General features: G+C 60.6%; 15 protein-coding genes. 8 read left to right on the top strand and 7 right to left on the bottom strand.

The window, feature by feature from the left end:
* Positions 1 to 509: 509 nt before the first annotated feature.
* From QZ268_RS02015 to QZ268_RS01995, 5 genes are all read right to left on the bottom strand, one after another.
* A complete protein-coding gene (locus QZ268_RS02015; RefSeq protein ID WP_295447289.1) occupies positions 510 to 1,205 on the bottom strand; it encodes a YoaK family protein in 696 nt (231 codons plus the stop codon).
* A gap of 419 nt (positions 1,206 to 1,624) precedes the next feature.
* The gene (locus QZ268_RS02010) at positions 1,625 to 4,414 is read right to left on the bottom strand and encodes a bifunctional aconitate hydratase 2/2-methylisocitrate dehydratase (protein ID WP_295447287.1); all 2,790 of its coding nucleotides are present in this window, start codon (positions 4,412 to 4,414) and stop codon (positions 1,625 to 1,627) included.
* Positions 4,415 to 4,807: 393 nt separating this feature from the next.
* Complete coding sequence (locus tag QZ268_RS02005) at positions 4,808 to 5,653, bottom strand: fumarylacetoacetate hydrolase family protein (RefSeq protein WP_295447284.1); 846 nt, start codon at positions 5,651 to 5,653, stop codon at positions 4,808 to 4,810.
* Positions 5,654 to 5,813: 160 nt separating this feature from the next.
* On the bottom strand, positions 5,814 to 6,599 hold the full coding sequence (locus tag QZ268_RS02000) for a CbiX/SirB N-terminal domain-containing protein (RefSeq protein ID WP_295447282.1): 786 nt from the start codon (positions 6,597 to 6,599) through the stop codon (positions 5,814 to 5,816).
* Between the two features lie 283 nt (positions 6,600 to 6,882).
* Positions 6,883 to 9,156 carry an NADP-dependent malic enzyme gene (locus QZ268_RS01995; RefSeq protein WP_295447280.1) on the bottom strand — a complete coding sequence of 758 codons (2,274 nt, stop codon included), beginning with the start codon at positions 9,154 to 9,156 and terminating at the stop codon, positions 6,883 to 6,885.
* A 184-nt stretch (positions 9,157 to 9,340) separates the two neighbouring features.
* Here QZ268_RS01995 and QZ268_RS01990 point away from each other — a divergent pair, with 184 nt between their 5' ends.
* The 6 genes from QZ268_RS01990 to QZ268_RS01965 all read left to right on the top strand — a co-directional run bounded on the left by QZ268_RS01990 (position 9,341) and on the right by QZ268_RS01965 (position 15,757).
* A complete protein-coding gene (locus QZ268_RS01990) occupies positions 9,341 to 10,441 on the top strand; it encodes a cupin domain-containing protein (RefSeq protein ID WP_295447278.1) in 1,101 nt (366 codons plus the stop codon).
* A gap of 140 nt (positions 10,442 to 10,581) precedes the next feature.
* The gene (locus QZ268_RS01985; protein WP_295447276.1) at positions 10,582 to 10,974 is read left to right on the top strand and encodes a cytidine deaminase; all 393 of its coding nucleotides are present in this window, start codon (positions 10,582 to 10,584) and stop codon (positions 10,972 to 10,974) included.
* 4 nt (positions 10,975 to 10,978) lie between these two features.
* Positions 10,979 to 12,283 carry a thymidine phosphorylase gene (locus QZ268_RS01980; RefSeq protein WP_295447273.1) on the top strand — a complete coding sequence of 435 codons (1,305 nt, stop codon included), beginning with the start codon at positions 10,979 to 10,981 and terminating at the stop codon, positions 12,281 to 12,283.
* Complete coding sequence (locus QZ268_RS01975) at positions 12,283 to 13,494, top strand: phosphopentomutase (protein WP_295447271.1); 1,212 nt, start codon at positions 12,283 to 12,285, stop codon at positions 13,492 to 13,494. Before QZ268_RS01980 ends, QZ268_RS01975 begins: the two co-directional genes overlap by 1 nt.
* Before the next feature lie 91 nt (positions 13,495 to 13,585).
* A complete protein-coding gene (upp, locus tag QZ268_RS01970; protein WP_295447269.1) occupies positions 13,586 to 14,218 on the top strand; it encodes a uracil phosphoribosyltransferase in 633 nt (210 codons plus the stop codon).
* A gap of 138 nt (positions 14,219 to 14,356) precedes the next feature.
* Positions 14,357 to 15,757 carry an SPOR domain-containing protein gene (locus QZ268_RS01965; RefSeq protein ID WP_295447267.1) on the top strand — a complete coding sequence of 467 codons (1,401 nt, stop codon included), beginning with the start codon at positions 14,357 to 14,359 and terminating at the stop codon, positions 15,755 to 15,757.
* 145 nt (positions 15,758 to 15,902) lie between these two features.
* Here the strand turns inward: QZ268_RS01965 and QZ268_RS01960 are convergent, their stop codons facing one another.
* Positions 15,903 to 16,913, bottom strand: coding sequence for a hypothetical protein (locus tag QZ268_RS01960; protein ID WP_295447265.1), 1,011 nt, complete (start codon positions 16,911 to 16,913; stop codon positions 15,903 to 15,905).
* 224 nt (positions 16,914 to 17,137) lie between these two features.
* Between QZ268_RS01960 and QZ268_RS01955 the strand changes: the two genes are divergently transcribed.
* Positions 17,138 to 17,593, top strand: a complete 456-nt coding sequence (locus QZ268_RS01955) for a GNAT family N-acetyltransferase (protein ID WP_295447264.1) — start codon at positions 17,138 to 17,140, stop codon at positions 17,591 to 17,593.
* A gap of 50 nt (positions 17,594 to 17,643) precedes the next feature.
* Here the strand turns inward: QZ268_RS01955 and QZ268_RS01950 are convergent, their stop codons facing one another.
* A complete protein-coding gene (locus QZ268_RS01950; RefSeq protein WP_295447261.1) occupies positions 17,644 to 19,272 on the bottom strand; it encodes an AMP-binding protein in 1,629 nt (542 codons plus the stop codon).
* A 78-nt stretch (positions 19,273 to 19,350) separates the two neighbouring features.
* On the opposite strand from QZ268_RS01950, the gene QZ268_RS01945 reads away from it, so the two are divergent.
* Positions 19,351 to 20,283, top strand: coding sequence for a DMT family transporter (locus QZ268_RS01945; protein WP_295447259.1), 933 nt, complete (start codon positions 19,351 to 19,353; stop codon positions 20,281 to 20,283).
* Positions 20,284 to 20,336: the final 53 nt, after the last annotated feature.

The following is a 20,336-nucleotide window of genomic DNA, read 5'->3' as shown; positions in this document are numbered from 1 at the left end:
GGCGATCAAGTGCCCTGGAGTTCGCAAATGTCGCTAGCTGCGCTCCGCTGACACCTGTTCAGGTCGCAGCATTGGGGAGCGCCCGCCAGGGTCGACGAAGGGCCGCTTTTGGGAATCCGCTGAAAGCTTTGCAGTTGCGGCATACTGGAGGCAGAACGGCAACCCAATGACTGCATTGGGCTGGGTGCAGTCATCTGAGATCTGTAACGAAGTGTCCATAGGTTCCGTGAACCGGGTTGAACCCATCTATTTTGCGTAGGTGGTGGGAAACTCATTAATAAAAAGCGCTTCCCTTGCCTGAAATCAATGGCTTGAGCGAGGCCCGTGTTGTTCACATCGAAGATGTCAGGAGTTCAAATCTCTTATCACCCACCATCCATCCATTTGAAATTAAGGTGTAATGCATCTCGCTTGGGCTCGTTTGCACTGTGTTCCACTGTCCTTTGCCTCTTGCTATTCCGTTCGCCGCGTCAGGAGATGGCTGATTCAGCTGCCACTAGGGCGGGTTCTCAGGACCGATGCGCTCTGAGAGCTTCCGGCACTGCTATGAGCAGCAAGAGGGTTGCAGTGATCATGAAAAGCCAGCTTCCGACCAGCTGAAACAACAGCGCGCCGCACAAGCCGCCAACGGCAAAACAGGCTAGCGTTAAACTGTGTAGCCAGAGCTTTGGCGTGGCCTCTCGTCGTGACTTGTCCCCCCCGACCAATGCCGCCAGCTCTATTCCGATGTCAGTTGCCATTCCCGACACATGGGTGGTGCGCACCCGCGCCTGAGAAATCATCGTCGTCACTGCGTTTTGCAGTCCCATGACAAAGCTGAGTACAATGACCAGCAATGTCTCGTGTTCTGTGGCTGATGATTTGGTAAGGGCGGTGCCGACCAGCAAAAGAATGATGGCCTCGGCGGCAATTGCCAAGGCATAGACCGAGCGGAGCTGTCGACGTTCCCCTGCTTGAATAGCAAGGGCCGCTATGGCTGCGCCCCAGATAAAGGCTGCGACCAGCCCCAAGAACGACAAGGCAATCGGGATTGCGCCATTCGCCAGGTGGTCAGCAAATGCCGAGATATTTCCTGTCATGTTGGCTGTGAAGGATCCGGCGATCAGGAAGCCGACAGCGTTCAACGCACCGGCGATAGACGAAAGGAGGCCTGCCAGAACCAGATCAATATTTGAAGTGCGCGCATTGCCAACTTTGATGAGCATCATAGTTCCAAATGGTTAGGGCTCTGGGGTCAGGACATCGTCCTCCGACCTGATCAGTGTGACAGACTTTGTGGCAGAATAGGAAGCCCCGCGCAAAATAGGGGGGCTACTTGATGCAGATGTGAAGCCGTCTGCGGCAATAGCCGTCAAACCCGGAGGGCGGCTGCTTCATGGTGTGTCAGGCTCTTGAGGGTTTGCAACGAGAGCGACTATCGGCATCGTCCCGGTTCTTGCACAACTGTCATTCACGGGTGTTCCGACAACCTTCGTCACCTGCCGCAAAACATCTCTATTTAAGTTCTGACCATAGGGCTGCCAGAAAGAATGGGGCCAGAAGGGGGGCAAAGAAAAGAGGCGCAATGTGTCCATTGCGCCTCTTGCCTAATGTGAAAGGCTAAGCTCGAAGCCGTGAGGCGCGCTTAGAAATGTGCCGATTTTGTTCCGGCTGGAACTGCCAGAGGTGGGGCAAACTTGGTGAGATCAATGCCTTCGACAGCGGCTTTGTATTCCTCCATCGTGGGCGTACGCCCCAGAACGGCGGCCAGAACAACAACCGGGGTCGAGGCAAGCAGCGATTCACCTTTCTTCTCGGCGGTGTCACCAACAACGCGGCCCTGGAACAGGCGGGTCGAGGTGGCAAGAACCGTGTCCCCCTTGGCGGCTTTTTCCTGGTTCCCCATGCAGAGGTTGCAGCCGGGGCGTTCGAGGTAGAGAATGTTCTCATACTCGGTCCGGGCCTGTGTTTTGGGGAACATATCGTCAAAGGTGAAGCCGGAATAGCGCTGCAGAATTTCCCAGTCGCCTTCTTCTTTCAGCTCATCGATGATGTTGTAGGTTGGGGCAGCCACCACCAGCGGTGCTTTGAACTCGACCTTGCCCATTGTCTTTTCAAGGTTCTTGAGCATCTGCGCCACGATTTTCATATCGCCCTTGTGCACCATGCAGGAGCCAACAAAGCCCAGGTCGACGTGCTTGTCGCCGCTATAGTAGGTGATGGGGCGGATGGTGTCGTGGGTATAGCGCTTGGACACGTCGTCGTTGTTGACATCCGGATCCGCGATCATCGGCTCGTCGATCGCGTCCAGATCAACAACAACCTCGGCAAAGTATTTGGCGGTGTCGTCCGGGGTCAGGGCTGGGTTGGCGCCTGATTTGATATCAGCAATACGGGCGTCTGCCTTGTCGATGAGGCCCTGCAAAAGCTTGGCGTCATTGTCCATGCCCTTGTCGATCATGATCTGGATACGGCCCTTGGCCAGCTCCAGCGAGCCGATCAGGGTCTCGTCATTGGAGATACAGATCGAGGCCTTGGCCTTCATCTCCGCTGTCCAGTCGGTGAAGGTAAAGGCCTGATCCGCCAGCAGGGTGCCGATATGCACTTCGATCACGCGGCCCTGGAAGACGTTGTCGCCATGCTGATCCAGCATCTGCGCCTGGGTGGCATGTACCACGTCCCGGAAATCAAGGTGGTCCGCCATCTTGCCTTTAAAGGTCACCTTGACCGATTCAGGGATTGGCATCGAGGCTTCGCCGGTGGCCAGCGCCAGGGCAACAGTGCCCGAATCCGCACCAAAGGCGACGCCTTTGGACATACGGGTGTGGCTGTCGCCGCCGATGATGACGTCCCAGTCATCGACGGTGATGTCGTTCAGGACCTTGTGGATCACGTCGGTCATCGCATGATATTCCCCCTTGGGGTCACGCGCGGTGATCAAGCCGAAATCATTCATGAATTTCATCAGCTTGGGGATGTTGGCCTGGGCCTTTTTGTCCCACACGGATGCGGTGTGGCAGCCGGACTGATAGCCCACGTCAACCGAAGGCGAGATGACGGTTGCGGCCATCGCTTCCAGTTCCTGCGCCGTCATTGGGCCGGTGGTATCTTGCGAGCCAACCACGTTCACTTTGACGCGCACATCAGATCCGGCATGCAAGGTCGCGCCTGGGGTGGTGCCCAGGGCGTTGCGGTTGAAGATCTTTTCAACAGCGGTCAGGCCCTGGCCCTCAGCGGTGACTTCTTTGGAGGGGGCATAGGCTGATTTCAGCTCTTGATCCAAAGCACCAGCGGCAAATGTCTGCAGCTTTTTGCCAAAAACGACAGCGTAGGAGCCGCCGGCCTTCATGAATTCCACCTTCTGCGGGGTGAAGGCGGTGGCGACGCTTTTCAGCTCTTTGCCATCCGCATCATGCAGGGTCTTGGTTTTGGAGTTGATGGTCAGGACCGTGCCAGTGGCGACCGAATAGGCCTCTTCCAGCACAGCTTCGCCATCTGCATCTTCCACGACGTTGCCGTCGGCGTCCAGCTTTTTGACCCAGTTGTCCAGGTCAATGCCGATGCCGCCGGTCACGCCAACGGTGGTCAGGAAAATTGGCGAAATGCCGTTGGTGCCGGCCACAACAGGGGCGATGTTGATGAAGGGCACATAGGGCGAAGCCTTTTTACCGGTCCAGAGCGCCACGTTGTTGACGCCGGACATGCGGCTGGAGCCAACACCCATGGTGCCTTTTTCGGCAATCAGCATGACGCGGGCATCTGGGTGCTGTTTTTGCAGCTCCTGGATTTCGGCCTGGGCTTCGGGGGTGATCATGCACTGGCCGTGCAATTCGCGGTCCGCACGTGAGTGCGCTTCGGCACCGGGCGACAGCAGGTCGGTCGAAATATCGCCCACACCGGCGATATAGGTCACAACTTTGATTTCTTCTTCGACCTCTGGAAGCTTGGTGAAAAATTCAGCCTTTGCGTAGCTTTCCAGGATCTCCTTGGCGATTGCATTGCCGTCGGCAAGCGCTGCGGCCAGACGGTCGGTGTCTGCCTCATAGAGGAACACTTGGGTTTTCAGAACTTCGGCGGCCTGTGCTGCAATCGCAGCGTCGTCTCCAAGTGCCAGATCCAAAAGTACTTTGACCGAGGGGCCACCCTTCATGTGCGACAGCAGCTCAAAGGCAAAGGTCGGGGTGATTTCCGCAAGGCTTTCCTGCCCCAGAATGATTTCTTTCAGGAACTGAGCCTTCACGCCCGCGGCGCTGGTTGTGCCTGGGATGGTGTTGTAGATGAAGAAGTTGAGCGAGTCCGCGCGATAGGCGTTGTCGACATCTTTGATCTGCGCGATCAGCTCTGCAACAAGGTCCGCCCCGTCGATGGGCTTGGGGTGCAGGCCCTGTTCTTTGCGTGTTTCAATCTCTGCTAGGTAGTCAGTGTACAAGGTCATGGTTTTCCCGCCGATTTGGTGTTGCACGTAAGCTTGAGCGACGGGTGTCAGAAAAGGTCTGGCGAGTCGGAACAAGCTGGTTGTATGCGATGGTATACTTATTGGGAGTCAGATGCAATATGCCCCCCGGTGAGTTTGATGTTTTGACTGGTCTTGTCTGTTCTCATCTGTGAAACGGGTTCAGCCTGCGCTGCGACCCAAAGGTGTCGCGGCGCAGGCTAGCCCATCAAGGTTACCGCCGGACTAAACATGGTTTTGCAGCGCTGGCAACAAAAGCCGCGCTGAAACAGGCTGCGGCACTTTGTTTGACAGGGCCGGGGCAGGGGGCGCAGGGGCGGGCTGTCTGGATCGTCTTAACTCTGCCAGCTCCCAGCCCCCGCCCGGTGGCTTTGGCTAGTCGCTGGCCACCACTTTTTGTTTTTGCACACCCAGGCCTTCGACCCCCAGCTCCATGTAATCGCCGGGTTTCAGGTAGACCTCGGGGCGTTGCCCCACCCCAACACCCGGAGGTGTCCCGGTCGAGATCACATCCCCCGGCTGCAGGCTCATGAACTGGGACAGATGCGAGATGACAGTGGCCACGTCAAAATGCATCGTCCGGGTGGAGCCATCTTGATAGCGATGGCCGTTTACCTCCAGATACATGGTCAGATCCTGTGGGTTTGGCACCTCGTCGCGGGTCACCAGCCAGGGGCCGATGGGGCCAAAGGTATCGCAGGATTTGCCCTTGACCCATTGCCCGGAGCGATGGATCTGAAAATCCCGCTCTGACAGGTCATTGACCACACAGTAGCCCGCAACATGGCTCAGCGCGTCTTCAACAGAGACATATTTTGTGTGTTTGCCAATCACCACGCCCAGCTCGACCTCCCAGTCTGACTTGACCGAGGTGCGGGGGATTTCGATTTCGTCATCGGGGCCGCAGATGGCGGAGGTGGCTTTGAAAAAGACCACTGGTTCCTGTGGCAGGTCCATGCCCGCTTCAGCGGCGTGATCGGCGTAGTTGAGACCAATACAGACAAATTTGCCCACCTGGCCGACGCAGGCGCCAATCCGGGGGCTGTCCTCTACCAGGGGCAGGCTGGCCGGATCAATCTGCCGCAGCGCCTGCAACTGGCTGTCGCTCAGCACCTCGCCTGCGATATCCCCCACCACGCCAGACAGATCGCGGATCTTGCCATCGGCATCCAACAGTCCTGGTTTTTCGCTGCCCAGTGGACCAAATCGCAATAGTTTCATGTGGTTTCTGTCTCCCTGACATTCAAACTGACATTCAAATCGATCAGCCGCCGTTGCGGGCGGGCGTCGCCCCAGTGGTAAAGGCGTTGTCGGCGCTGGCAAGGTGCAATGCGAGGGCTGCGACCTCTTGTGTCCCCACCCTGGGGACGCGGCCCGATGTTCAGGCGCGTTGGATGGCCTTGGCAATCAGCCGGGCAACCTCAGGCGTGGTGCCGAGGGCAGGCAGCACTGTGCCATCGAATTTGGCGCTGCTGAGCGCCTCGGGAATGTCGTCTTTGACGTGATCGCCGGACTGGGCAAAGAACGGCAGGCAAAGGCCGTCGCTGGGCATGTTTGAGGCGACATCCGCCAGATAGGGCGCTTGTTCGATATAGGCTGTCCTCACCTCCAGCTCTGGCAAGAGCGGGCGCAGTGCGGTGGCAAAAAGCTCGGTGGCGGCGGCGGCCTTTGGGCCGCGGGCAGAGCCATGGGCAGCGAGCAGCAGGCAGCCTGGCGCGCTCGGGTCAGAACCAGAGCCAGAGGCCGAACTAGAACCAGAGGCCGCTTCAAAGCGGTGGCCCTGAGCGGTGCGGGCCTGCCGGACCAGCCTGGCCGCCAGTTCTGGGAGGTTGGGATCCTGGCCAAAAGGCGGCAGTTGCCGGTGATCTACGTGACAGATCCGTTTGGGCAGAACTTTGCCGGTGAACCAGCCCTCTGCCATGAAGAAGGGATAGACCAAGGCCCCCGGCTGCATCACCTGTTCCAACCGGCCAGGCTGCGCCAGGGTGGCCGAGCGCACCTGCCATCCGGGAAGAAAGCTGGCAACCTGTTCAGCCAGTTGTGCCAGGCTGTGCTCTGGCGGATTGGGCGCTGACGGCTGGCCATGGGCCACCAGAACAACGGTTTTGGGGCGCGCGCCGGAGGTCTGTGCATCAATGACTTGGGAGGCAGGGGAGGGGGAGGACATCAGGAGGCTTCTGCATGGCTGGGGGTGAATGTGGGAGACTTGGTCTGTCCAGAGGGCAGGACAGAGATCGACCGGCTGGGTGATTTATATATGTCGTTCTGGGCCTGGCGCTAGGGCACAGAGCATATTTTGCCAAAGGCTGTGCCCGCGATAGGTGTTCCCGTGGAAGGAATGCCCGTGATCGCAGCCGCTCTTGTACCCTGTTGGCGGTTCGGTCAAGCCGCGCCCAAGATAGCACGGGGCGGGACGGGGAGGCCAACCGGCCTCCCCAGGGACGACAGCCCTAGCCATATTGCGCCACAGGGGTGCCGGCGATGGCCGCCATATTCAACAGGCCACGCGCGGTGATCGACGGGCTGACGATATGGGCGCGGTTGCCCATGCCCATCAGGATCGGCCCAACCTCCAGACCATCAGAGCGCATTTTCAGAATGTTGCGCACCCCAGAGGCGGCATCGGCATGGGCAAAGACCAGCACATTGGCCGCCCCCTGCAGACGCGAATTGGGGAAGATACGACCGCGCAGATCGGGGTCCAGCGCGGTGTCGATGTTCATCTCGCCCTCATAGGTGAAATCGCAGTTATTGGCATCGAGGATCTCGATCGCGGCGCGCAACCGGCTGCCAGTATCACAGGCGATATTGCCAAACTGAGACTGCGAGCAAAGCGCGATTTGAGGCTCGATGCCAAAGCGGCGCACATGGCGGGCGGCGCCCATGACGGTCTGGGCGATCTGTTCCGGTGTGGGTTCGATCCTGACCTGAGTGTCGGCAATGAACAGAGGCCCATCTTCGAGGATCATCATCGACAGGGCGCCGTGTGGTTCAAGGCCATTGCCGCCCAGCACCTGGTTCACATAGTTCAGATGCCAGCGGTATTCGCCAAAGGTGCCGCAGATCAGGCTGTCGGCCTCGTTGTGATGCACCATGATGGCGCCAATTGCCGTGGTATTGGTGCGCATGATCGCCTTGGCCAGATCCGGGGTGACCCCCTGGCGCTGCATCAGCTGGTGGTAGCTGTTCCAATAGTCATAGTAGCGCGGGTCGTTTTCCGGGTTCACGATCTGAAAATCGCTGCCGGGACGGATGCGCAGGCCCATCTTTTCGCAGCGCGCCTCGATCACCTCGGGGCGGCCAATCAGGATTGGGGTCTCGGTGGTTTCCTCCAGAATTTCCTGTGCAGCCCGCAGCACCCGCTCGTCCTCGCCCTCAGAAAACACAATCCGACGGGAGGCGGCGCGGGCGGCTTCAAACACCGGGCGCATCAGCAGCGCTGATTTGAACACCGTTTGATTGAGCCGCTGTTTGTAGGCCTCCAGGTCGTCGATCATACGCGAGGCGACGCCGCTTTTCATCGCCGCCTCAGCCACCGCCGAGGAGACCACGGCCACCAGACGCGGGTCAAAGGGTTTGGGGATCAGATAATCGGCGCCAAAGGTCAGCTGCTCGCCCTTGTAGGCGGCTGCCGCTTCGGCGCTGGTGGTGGTGCGGGCCAGTTCGGCAATGCCCTCGACGCAGGCGATCTGCATCTCATCGTTGATCTCAGAGGCGCCCACATCCAACGCCCCGCGAAAGATGAAGGGAAAACACAATACGTTGTTGACCTGATTGGGAAAATCGCTGCGCCCGGTGGCGATGATGGCATCAGGGGCCGCTTCGCGGGCCAGATCCGGCAGGATTTCGGGGTTGGGATTGGCCAGGGCAAACACAATCGGCCGGGAACTCATCTTGGCGACCATTTCGGGCTTAAGGACATTGGGGCCGGAAAGGCCAAGGAACAGGTCGGCGCCCCCGATCACCTCGTCCAGGGTGCGCAGGTCGCTGTCCTGGGCAAAGGCGGCTTTTTCCGGGTTCATGTCTTCACTGCGGCCCTCATAGACCAGCCCGTGAATATCGCACAGCCAGATGTTTTGCCGCTTCACCCCCAGTTTCACCAGCATGTTGAGGCAGGCAATCCCGGCTGCCCCGCCGCCGGTCGAGACAATCTTGATGTCTTCAAAGCTTTTGCCAGCCACATGCAGCGCATTGCGGGCGGCGGCCCCAACCACGATGGCGGTGCCGTGCTGATCATCGTGAAACACCGGGATCCCCATGCGCTCGCGGCAGATTTTTTCCACGATAAAACAATCCGGTGCCTTGATGTCTTCCAGATTGATGGCGCCAAAGCTGGGTTCCAGCGCACAGACGATATCGGCCAGTTTTTCCGGGTCGCTTTCGTTTACCTCAATGTCAAAGCAATCAATGCCGGCAAAGTTCTTGAACAGCACCGCCTTGCCCTCCATCACCGGTTTGGAGGCCAGCGCGCCGATATTGCCCAGCCCCAGGACCGCAGAGCCATTGCTGACAACCGCCACCAGATTGCCACGTGCGGTATAGCGCGCGGCGTTCTCGGGATCGGCTTTGATTTCCAGACAGGCCTCAGCCACCCCCGGTGAATAGGCGCGGGCCAGATCGCGGCCGTTGGCCATCGGTTTGGTGGCGCGGATCTCCAGTTTCCCGGGGCGTGGGAATTCGTGGTAACGCAGCGCCGCGTCGCGCAGGGAGGGGGTGTCGGACATGAGGGGCTCCAAAAATACTATAGTTTAACATTAAACCAATTGTGACGTCGGGTGAACAGGCTTTTCAGCAACCTAACGTGATCGGCACTCTCTTGCGCAATGAAAAACTTCGTTCCACTGTGGCCAAAACTGTGCCGGAAACGGTTTGCGACGCCCCGTGCAGCGGGGGAAAAGGATAAGTGATATGAGCGAGATTGCAGCAGAGATGCGCCTGCCTACGCAGGAGTTGCGTGAGGATATTCCGTTTTTTACCAAAGTCTTGGGTATGAAGATGGATATGATCTACCCAGCGGATGACCCTTCGGTTGCGGTGTTTTCAGGCCATGGGCTGCGGTTGCGGATCGACAAGGACGCCCCAGAGGCACCGGGGACCCTGCGCATTTTATGTGACGACCCCGATGGGTTTGCCGATGGCCAGCGGCTGCTGACGGCGCCAAACGGCACTCGGGTTGAAATCGAAGAGCGCCACCCGCCGCTGGTGATGCCAAAGACCGTGCATAGCTTTGTGGTGCGCCGTCTCAAGGATCAGGCGCCCTGGATCATTGGCCGTGCTGGGATGCACTACCGCGATCTGGTGCCCGACCGGCTGGGCGGCTCGATCATTGCCAGCCATATCCGCATTCCTGATGGCGGGCCGGTGCCGGATATGGTGCACTTCCACCGGGTTGGCTTTCAGCTGATCTTTTGCATCCATGGCTGGGTGGATGTGGTCTATGAGGATCAGGGCGAAAAGATGCGCCTGACGGCGGGGGATTGCTTTATCCAGCCGCCCGAGATCCGCCACCGGGTGCTGGAGGCCAGCGACAACGTGCAGGTGATCGAGATTGGCGTGCCGGCCGAACATGTGACCGAGATCGACCACGAAATGACGCTGCCAACACCGCATTTGCGCCCGGATCGCGAATGGCAGGGGCAGCGGTTTGTCTACAACCAGGCCGAGGGGGCTGCCTGGCAGCCGTTTCGCCTACCAGGGTTTGAGGCCCGCGACACTACCATTGCGACAAATACCAAAGGCGTTGCCGGGGTTCAGGTGGTGCGGCCTGCCGCGGGCGGCGCAGATCCCGTTTGGGCCAGCCACGATAGCGATATCCACTTTACCTTTGTGATGAATGGCGCAGTGACGCTGGAGGGCGAGGGGCGCGATCCCTATCCGCTGGAAGAGGGCGATGCCTTTGTCATCCCGCCGGGGATGAAGACGCGGCTCAGCGGCGCCTCTGGAGATCTGGAACTGTTGGAGGTCAGCCTGCCGGGGGTGTTCAACACTACCGTTTCGCAAAGCGCATAACCCGCCTGCGGGTTGGGGCGGGGCAGGATGGAGGACTGCGCGCGGCAATAGGGGCTTTCCCTTTGCCGCTGCTTTCTCCTATCCTGATCCCTTTCGATCCCTCCACGCGGCCTGTTGCCCCAATCTAGCGAGACCCATTTATGACCCTGAAAGACGCAGCCTTCGCCGTGCGTAAGAACGCCTACGCGCCCTATTCCAACTTTCTGGTCGGGGCGGCTTTGCGCACAACAGCCGGCAATACCTATGTTGGCTGCAATGTTGAAAACGTCGCCTATCCCGAAGGCACCTGCGCCGAGGCCGGCGCTATTGCCGCCATGGTGGCCGCCGGGGAGCAAGAGCTGGCAGAGGTCTATGTGGTGGCCGACAGCCCAACCCCGGTGCCGCCCTGTGGTGGCTGCCGTCAAAAGCTCAAGGAGTTTGGCGCTGGCGCGGTGAAGGTGACCCTGGGTACGCTGGACGGTTTGGAACATGAGACCACCATAGCAGATCTGCTGCCTGGCGCCTTTGATGCCGACCATATGGCACGGAGCTAACTCCATGGATGCGCGTGCGATCATTGCCACCCTGCGTCGGGGCGGGCAGCCCAGCGAGGCGGAGCTGAGCTGGTTTGCCGAAGGGCTGGCCAATGGTGAGGTCAGCGATGCCCAGGCGGGGGCCTTTGCCATGGCGGTCTGCCTGCAGGGGCTGGACCAGTCGGCGCGGCGCGCCCTGACCCTGGCGATGCGCGACAGCGGTGATGTGTTGCACTGGGACCTGCCGGGACCGGTAATGGACAAACACTCCACGGGTGGCGTCGGCGATTGTGTCTCATTGCTGCTGGCGCCGGCACTGGCGGAATGCGGTGTCTATGTGCCGATGATCTCGGGGCGGGGGCTGGGTCATACCGGCGGCACCCTGGACAAGATGGAGGCTATTCCCGGCGTCACCACCCAGATCTCGCAGCAGCGGCTGCACAGGATCACCGCAAAGGTCGGCTGCGCCATCGTTGGCGCCACCGGGCGCATCGCGCCGGCGGATAAGCGGCTCTATGCCATTCGCGATGTCACCGCGACGGTGGAAAGCCTTGATCTGATTACCGCCTCGATCCTGTCGAAAAAGCTCGCCGCCAGCCCCGAGGCTTTGGTGCTGGATGTGAAAATCGGCTCTGGCGCCTTTATGAAAACCCTTGAAGAGGCCCGCGCCCTGGCGCGCTCCTTGGTGGACACCGCCAATGGGGCGGGATGTCAGACCACGGCGCTGATCACCGATATGAACCAGCCCATCGCCCGCGCCCTGGGCAATGGGTTGGAGGTGGCCGAGGTGATGCAGGCGCTGACGGCGGGCAAGCCCTGCCCGCTGATCGAAATCACTGCGGCCCTGTCCGGCATCTTGCTGACCCATGCCGGTCTGGCAGGGAATGACACCGAGGGGGCAGAGCGGATCACCGAGGCATTGCTGAGCGGGCGGGTGGCCAGCCGTTTTGGCCGTATGGTGGCTGCCCAGGGCGGCCCCGATGATTTTGCCAGCCACTGGCAGCGCTATCTGCCGGTGGCTCCGGTGATCCGCGAGGTCACAGCGCCGCGCGCGGGCTATGTCAGCGCCATGGACGGCGAGGCCCTGGGGCTGGCCGTTGTGCATCTGGGCGGCGGGCGCTTGGTCGAGGGCGATCAGGTGGATCCGGCTGTGGGCCTGTCGGATCTGGTGCGCCTGGGCCAGTGGGTCGAGGCCGGCACCCCGCTGGCGCGCATCCATGCAGCCCGCGAAAGCGCAGCGCAGGTGGCCGAGGCCGGCGTGCGAGAGGCCATAACCCTCACATCGCAGGCGCCAGAGCTACCGCCTCTTGTCTACGAGAGGATCAGCTGATGGCGCGTGCTTTTCTGGTGGTGATGGATTCTCTTGGCATTGGCGGTGCGCCGGATGCCAGTGAGTTTTACAACGGCGACCTGCCGGACCTGGGCGCCAATACCCTGGCGCATATCGCTCAGGCCTGCGCAGCGGGGCGGGCCGAGCAGGGGCGCTCTGGTCCCTTGCAGGTGCCCCATCTCGAAGCGCTGGGCCTGGGGGCTGCCCTGCGGCTGGCCTCATCCCAGCCTTTGCCAGGATTTGAGGCCACACCAGAGGGGCTTTGGGGCTGCGCCGCTGAGGTGAGCCAGGGCAAAGACACCCCGTCGGGCCATTGGGAGCTGGCCGGTCTGCCGGTACCCTGGCAGTGGTGTAACTTTCCTGATACCGATCCGGCCTTCCCGCCAGAGCTGACAGATTTTGTTGCAGAGGCAGCGGGCGCCACCGGGATCCTGGGCAATTGCCATGCCTCCGGCACAGATATCATTGCCCGCCATGGCGCCGCCCATATGCAAAGCGGCCAGCCGATCTGCTATACCTCTGCCGACAGCGTGTTTCAGATCGCCGCCCATGAAGACAGCTTTGGGCTGGAGCGCCTGTTGGATCTGTGCCGTGCCGTGGCGCCGCGCCTGCATGAAATGAAGGTCGGGCGGGTGATCGCGCGACCCTTTGTTGGCACGCCTGAGCAGGGATTTACCCGCACCGCCAACCGGCGGGACTTTGCCATTGCGCTGCCCGCCCCGGTGCTGACCAATTGGGTGCAGGACGCAGGCCAAAGAGTGCATGCCATTGGCAAGATTGGCGATATTTTCACCATGTCCGGCATTGATACGCTGAAAAAGGGCCGCGACGCCCAGCTGATGCAGCATCTGGCCGAGGCGATAGATCAGGCAGAGGAGGGCAGCTTGACCTTTGCCAATTTTGTCGAATTCGACAGTCTGTTTGGCCATCGCCGCGATCTTGCGGGTTACGCCCGTGCTCTGGAATGGTTTGATGCGGAACTGGGCAAGCTGCTGCCGCGCCTGCGCCCCGGTGACATGCTGCTGCTGACGGCGGATCATGGCAATGATCCCAGCTGGCCCGGCACTGATCACACCCGCGAACAGGTACCTGTTCTGGTGGCGGGCTGTGGCGCGGGCTGCATTGGACAGCGGGCTTTTGTGGATGTTGCGGCCTCGGTTGCGGCGCATCTGAATGTGGCGGCTCAGGGGCCGGGGCGCAGCTTTCTTTGACCATCAGATCAAAAGCCACTTGCCCTGACAGGGCGCAGGCGCATAAACCCGCGCTGAAACATCATGGTATTCATTGTAGGAGAGAGCCCAAATGAGCGAACATCTGACCGTTGTTGATCACCCGCTGGTACAGCACAAGCTCACGCTGATGCGCGACAAGGGCACCTCGACCTCTGAGTTCCGTCGCCTGCTGCATGAGATCACCCAGCTGCTGGCCTATGAGATCACCCGCGAATTGCCGGTGACCCATACGACCATCGACACCCCGATGGAAACCATGGACTCGCCCATCCTGGCCGGTAAGAAGCTGGCGCTGGTGTCGATCCTGCGGGCTGGCAACGGCATGCTGGACGGGGTGCTGGAGCTGGTGCCCTCGGCCCGTGTAGGCTTTGTTGGTCTGTACCGTGACGAAGAAACCCTGCAGCCGGTGCAATATTATTTCAAAGCCCCCAAGGAGCTGGGCGACCGGATGGTCATCGCAGTTGATCCGATGCTGGCCACCGGCAATTCCTCGGCGGCGGCGATTGATCTGCTGAAAGAAGCAGGCGCCACCAATATCCGCTTCCTCTGCCTTCTGGCAGCCCCAGAAGGGGTGGCGCGGATGAAAGAAACCCATCCAGATGTGCCAATCGTCACCGCGTCTCTGGACCGCGAACTGAACGACAAAGGCTATATCATGCCCGGTCTTGGCGATGCTGGTGACCGGATGTTTGGCACCAAATAAACCCGCTTTTCTAGCGTGTTACTCAATGGCAGCAATCGGGAAACTATTTACCTGAATGCTGCCATATTGTTGTCACAGGCGGCTTTACTCATTCGACTAAATGAGGCATCCTAACCCCATATATAGTGGGGCCTTGGTATGAAACTTACAAGAATTGTTGCGCTTGCCATTATAGCGGCCTCTGCCGCAGCCGTGGTTGAGACTTCAGCGCTGCAGGCGCAGACTTTGCGGTCTGTCAGCTCTCCTGCCCAGTATCCGCCAGCCTCCTTTAAGGGCAACCAGTTTGTCGATAGCCGTGGCTGCGTCTATATTCGCGCCGGTATTGATGGCAATGTAAACTGGGTGCCGCGGGTGGCGCGCAATCGCAAGCAGCTGTGTGGCTATAAACCAACTGCTATCGCCGGGACCACCGCGCGCCCCACCCAAAGTGCTGCACCTGAACAGATTACTCTGAATGGCGGGGCCGCGTCCTCCGCTGCTGCATCTACAGCCCGTCCTGCGCGCGCCCGTCCGGCTGCCAGTGCGCCGCGCCGCGCCGCTGCAACAGCTGCTGCGCCCACTGTGGTGACCACGACGCGGGTGCGGCGCACGCCGCAAACCACCACCGCGCGGGTTGCGCCAGCGCCCAAGACCCGCCGCACCACAGCGGCCGCTCCGGTTCGCATTCAGGCCGCCCCTGTTGCCAGGGTGCCCAAGCCCCGCGCCACGGCCTCCAACCAACCAACTGGCGCTTCTCAGGGCGGCTGCGCCGGGGCCTCGGCGATTAGCCAGCAGTATAGCAACCAAAGTGGCGTGCGCTGCGGGCCGCAGGCGCAATCCCCTGTCAGCTATGGCTCAGGCGGTGGCATTGGCCCGCAGTCCTCGCTGCAGCTGACGCCCAATACGCGGGTGCTGCCGGTGCATGTCTATCAACAGCAGCGCCATAGTCAGGGGTTGACCACGCCAGCAGGATACAAACCAGCCTGGAAGGATGACCGCCTGAACCTGCGTCGCGCCGAGCGTGATCTGCGTCCGGCAATTTTGACCAGCCAGACAGAGGTGCCTGCGGGCTATGTGCTGGTTGCCCGTGGCGATGATCGGATGAACCAAATGCGGGGCGTCCGTACTGCCCAGGGCGACGCGCAGATGGCGGCAATCTGGGACAATGGCACACCGCGCAGGCTGCGCGACCTGCCGCTGGACCGTCAGGTTGTGACCAGCCAAAACAGCCGCACCGATGATTTTGAGGGCGAGGCCTCAAGCGGCCTGGCGCTGCGCCTGTCGAGCCGCTCGCAGCCCGGTGCGACCCTGGAGGAACGCTCTGTGGCCTCTGCCTCGCGCTATGTGCGCGCCGCGACCTTTGCTGATCCGGCTGAGGCACAGCAGGCGGCGCGGTCTCTGGCCTCCACCGGTGTGCCGGTGCGCCTTGGCTCGGTGTCGCGCAATGGTCAGCCCTATAAGGTGGTGATGGCCGGGCCGTTTGGCAATTTGAATGCAGCTGAACAGGCGCTCAGCACAGTGCGCGCCGCTGGCTATCGTGGTGCGCGTATCAGTCGCTAAGCGCCGCTTGGCCGCGCCTGCATCTACCTACCTGCATCTGTAAGGCCGTATGATGGGACCGCGCTTTATCAGCGCGATTGCCGCTTACCAGCCATAAAGCGGCCAGAGCGCCCCCGGATAGCGCCCGGCGGGGCACTGTCACTGTCTAGCCGCAGATGTTTTGCAGCTGCACCCAGTCGCGATCATTCAGCACCGGCTCCAGCGCCCGGCCAGCCATTGGATCGGCTTCGATCAGACCAAGCGTGGTTTCACCGGTCACATCCAGCGCATAGGCATAGGGGGTCGAGGGAATGGCGGCGCGGGCAAACTCGGCCAGCAACAGATCATCCGGCAACACTGGGCGCGGCGCGGCCAGCACGGTTTCGGAATAGCGATCCAGGGTTTCGCGGGTCAGCTCACCAGTGGTGAGCAGCCGGAAAGAGGCAAGGAAACCGCCAACCTCCAGCAGCTCCGCCAGCGGATCGTGCAGATGGGCGCGGGCGCGCTCGGCCAGGACCGCACCAGCGGCAACCGCCGGATCTTCAAAATCTTCCACCAGGCTGCGGTTCAGCAGCACAATGCCGCCGGGCAAATGCAGGCTGCTGGCAACGCCTGAGCGCATGATCACCAGTTGCCGCACGTCGGTGCGTGCTGCCAGTTTGGCCAGAAGCGGGCTGGCCTCCGGGGTGGCGCAGGCCTGCCCAGAGACCCGTTCAATGCGGCCCAGCAAGGCCTGTCCGATCGCCTTGGTCTTGATCTCTGGCACCACTTTGACTGCGTGGTTTTGCATCAATCCTGGCAGCCCGAAGACCACCAGCAGTGCCACCAGCGCCAGGCTGCCAAAGATGCTCACCACCCGCAATCGGCCAGGATGGGGGCGGGCGCGCTCAATCGCGGTGCGGACCTTTTCGATGGCCTCCAGCATTGTCGTTTCATCCTGGGGGATTTCCAGCTGTTCACCGGGGTCACCATCCGGATGAAACAGGGCCGGAAATACACCGGGGTTGGCCCGTTCCACCGCCGCCAGCGACCAGTGCGCCAGCACCCGGTCCTGCATATCGGTGATGGTGAGCGTCGCATCGCCAACCGAAATGATCACGTCACGACGCTGCGCGTCTGGGCTCGCTCGCCAAAGGCCCGCAGCCTCAAGTCGTTCGAATTCCCTCAGAACGGTCATTCATCCTGCCTGTGTTGCCTGTTTTCGTTGCCAAAAGCCTAGCATGGCTGTGCCGCAGGCGGCAAATGGCTTTGCATAGCAAAGGCCTTGAATAGCGCGATTTTCCCAGGGTGGCGCGTCGGATCGGCAATGGCAGGCGCAGGTCGGGTGTAGATCACTGTGTATTTTTGATCAAATTACTGTAACGTGAGGGGTGTTGTTGTGATGTGAGAGAAAGCGGAGAGATGACAGGGATTTCTGTACGGGCGGCGCGGGTTGAAGATGCCGCGATCGTTGCTGATTTTGTACATGCGCTGATTGATGAGCTTTCGGGTGGGAAAGCGCCCGCAAAACAGGGGGTTTTTGACCTCGCTCAGGCTTTGCTTGCGGGGGCGGATGTGAGTGCAGCCATCGCATATGCCGGGGACGCGCCAGTAGGTGTCATCACGCTGAACCAATGTGCCGCAATCTATGCTGGTGGCCAATTTAGCGAGATATCAGAGCTATACGTGCGCCCTGACATGAGGTCGCAAGGGGTTGCGCAGCTGCTTTTGGATCATGCGCAGCAAGAGGCGCGGGCGCGGGGGTGGGCGCGTCTTGAGGTTGGCGCGCCAAGCCAGCCTGAATGGCACCGCACACTGAACTTCTACCTGCGAAATGGGTTTGATGAGGTCGGCCCACGGCTGCGGCGTTTGGCCTAAGGCCCAGCCCCCCTGCAGCAGCAAGGGGGCCGGGGTGTAACCGGGCTTGGTTACAAGGATTTTGCGGTTTCGCGCAGCTCGAACTTTTGAATTTTCCCGGTAGAGGTCTTGGGAAGGTCTTGAAAAACCACCCGCTTTGGCGCCTTGAAACCCGCCAGAGTCTCGCGGGCAAAGGCGATCAGTTCCGCCTCGGAGACCTCTGCGCCCTCTTTGAGCTCCACAAAGGCGCAGGGCACTTCGCCCCATTTGTCGTCGGGTTTGGCCACCACCGCCGCCAGGTTCACCGCCGCATGGCCCATCAGCACGCCTTCGACTTCGACAGAGGAGATATTCTCGCCGCCGGAAATGATGATATCCTTGGCCCGGTCAGCGATCTGGATATAGCCATCGGGGTGCTGCACCGCGATATCGCCGGAATGGAAATAGCCGCCCTCAAAGGCTTCGGCGGTGGCTTCGGGATTTTTCAGGTAGCCTTTCATCACCGAGTTGCCGCGCATGACAATTTCACCCTGATCGGCGCCGTTCCGGGCGATCTGCTTCATGTCGTCATCCATTACGGTGATATGGTCCATCATTGGGAAGGCAACCCCCTGGCGGGCCTTGATGGCGGCGCGGCCCTGGTGGTCCAGCCCATCCCATTTGTCGCCTTTCCACAGGCATTCGGTGACATGGCCATAGGTTTCGGTCAGGCCGTACACCTGGGTGACGTGAAAGCCGAGGGTTTCGATCTTTTGCAGCGTTGCAGGCGCGGGCGGGGCACCTGCGGTAAAGACCTCGACCGTATGGTCAAAGGCGCGGCGTTCTTCTTCCTTGGCGTTGACCAATAGGTTGAGCACAATCGGCGCGCCGCCAAAATGGGTGACACCGTGGTCGCCAATGGCGGTGTAGATCGCGCCGGGGGTGATGTTGCGGCAGCAGACCAGAGTGCCGCCCAAAACTGGCATCATCCAGGTGTGGTTCCAGCCGTTGCAGTGAAACAGCGGCACAATCGCCAGATACACCGGGTTCATCACCATGCGCCAGGAAATCACCGTGCCCATGGTCATCAAATAGGCACCGCGATGGTGGTAGACGACGCCCTTGGGGCGACCTGTGGTGCCAGAGGTATAGTTCAGCGCCAGGCTTTCCCATTCATCCTGCGGCATGATCCAGTCAAAATCATGCTCGGCGGCGTCCAGCACTTCCTCATAGGCAGGATGGCGGCCGGTGGCCTCGAAACCGGCCTGCGGATCCGGCACCTCGATCAGCAGCGGCGGCTGGCCCGCCATCTGCGCCACGGCGGCCTCGGCCAGGGGCAGGAACTCGGTATCCACCAGCACCACCTTGGCGCCGCCGTGCTCAAAGATATAGGCAACCGTGTCAGTATCCAGCCGGGTGTTGATGGTATTGAGCACCGCACCACAGGCGGGCACGCCAAAATGGGCTTCGGCCTGGGCGGGCAGATTGGGAATGAGGGTGGACACCACATCGCCGGGTTTCACCCCCATCCCCGCCAGCGCCGAGGCCAGCCGGGTGCAGCGATCATAATAGGCGGCATAGGTCTTGCGGTGATTGCCATAGATCACCGCCGGAATGTCGCCAAAAACATGTGCCGCCCGGCGCAGATGCGACAGCGGTGTCAGCGGTACGTAGTTTGCTGCGGTCTTCTCCAGGCCCGCCTCATCAGCCATCCATCCCATCAGCTATCCTCCCGTGATTCTTTTGGTATGTCGGTTTGAGAACAGATAATGAGCAAAGTTGCAGGCATTGGAAGAGCTATGAAACAGATTGCAGCCCTTCCATCCCATGCAGGACATCAAACAACGGCGGCGCAGGCCATGTTGGCGGCGATGGCGATTATTGGCGTCACTGATAATGTCGTGCCTCTGATGGCAGAAACCATGGGGCTGGGGCAGTTCTACCTGCTGCGCACGCTGGTGGCGCTGCCAATTCTCTGGGTGCTGTCGAAGATGGGTTTTGGCAGCATGATGCCGCGTCGCTTTGGCGCAGTGGGGTTGCGGGCTCTGTTGGTGGCTTTGGCGATGGTTTTCTATTTCTCTGCGGTGGCCTTGATGCCGATAGCGCAGGCGCTGGCAGGTCTGTTTACCTCGCCGATCATCATCGTGGTGGTTTCGGTGCTGTTTATGCGGTTGCGCATCGGCATGGTGCGGATTGCAGCGGTGATTGGCGGATTTGTCGGAGTGCTCTTTGTGTTGCAGCCCGATGTTGCGGCCTTCGACTGGCTGATCCTGCTGCCGGTTGCAGGCGGGTTTTTCTACGCGCTGGGGTCGATCGTCACCGGCACCATGTGCAAAGAGGAAAGCACCGTTGCGATGCTGTTCATCTACCTTTTGGCCCAGGGGCTGATCGGGGCAGGCTTATTGGTCGCAGTCGAGATCTGGCCGCTGCCCGTGGGGCAGGGCGCAGATGGGTTTGTCACCCGGGGGTGGGACTGGCCGCTTTGGGAGATGTCGCATTTTATCTTGCTGCAGGGCTTTGCCGCCGTGGCTGGGGTGTTTCTGATCACCAAGGCCTATCAGCTGGGCGAGGCGTCTTTTGTCGCCGTGTTTGAATACTCAGTGCTGCTGGTCGGCCCGGCCATCGCCTGGGTGGTCTTTGGTCAGGTGCTCAACCTTTGGCAAATGCTGGGAATTGCCTTGATTGTTCTCGCAGGCTCCACCCTGGCGTTGCGCTCTTCAAAGGGGGCGTAATTGGCGAGGACCGCTGAAGGCCCAATATGAGCCCATGCACTCTCAATACCTGT

Origin of the sequence: uncultured Pseudophaeobacter sp., assembly GCA_905479575.1 — a bacterium.
Classification (GTDB): Bacteria; Pseudomonadota; Alphaproteobacteria; order Rhodobacterales; family Rhodobacteraceae; genus Pseudophaeobacter.
The sequence above is the reverse complement of the archived record's forward strand: the minus strand, read 5'-3'. Positions and strand labels throughout refer to the sequence as shown.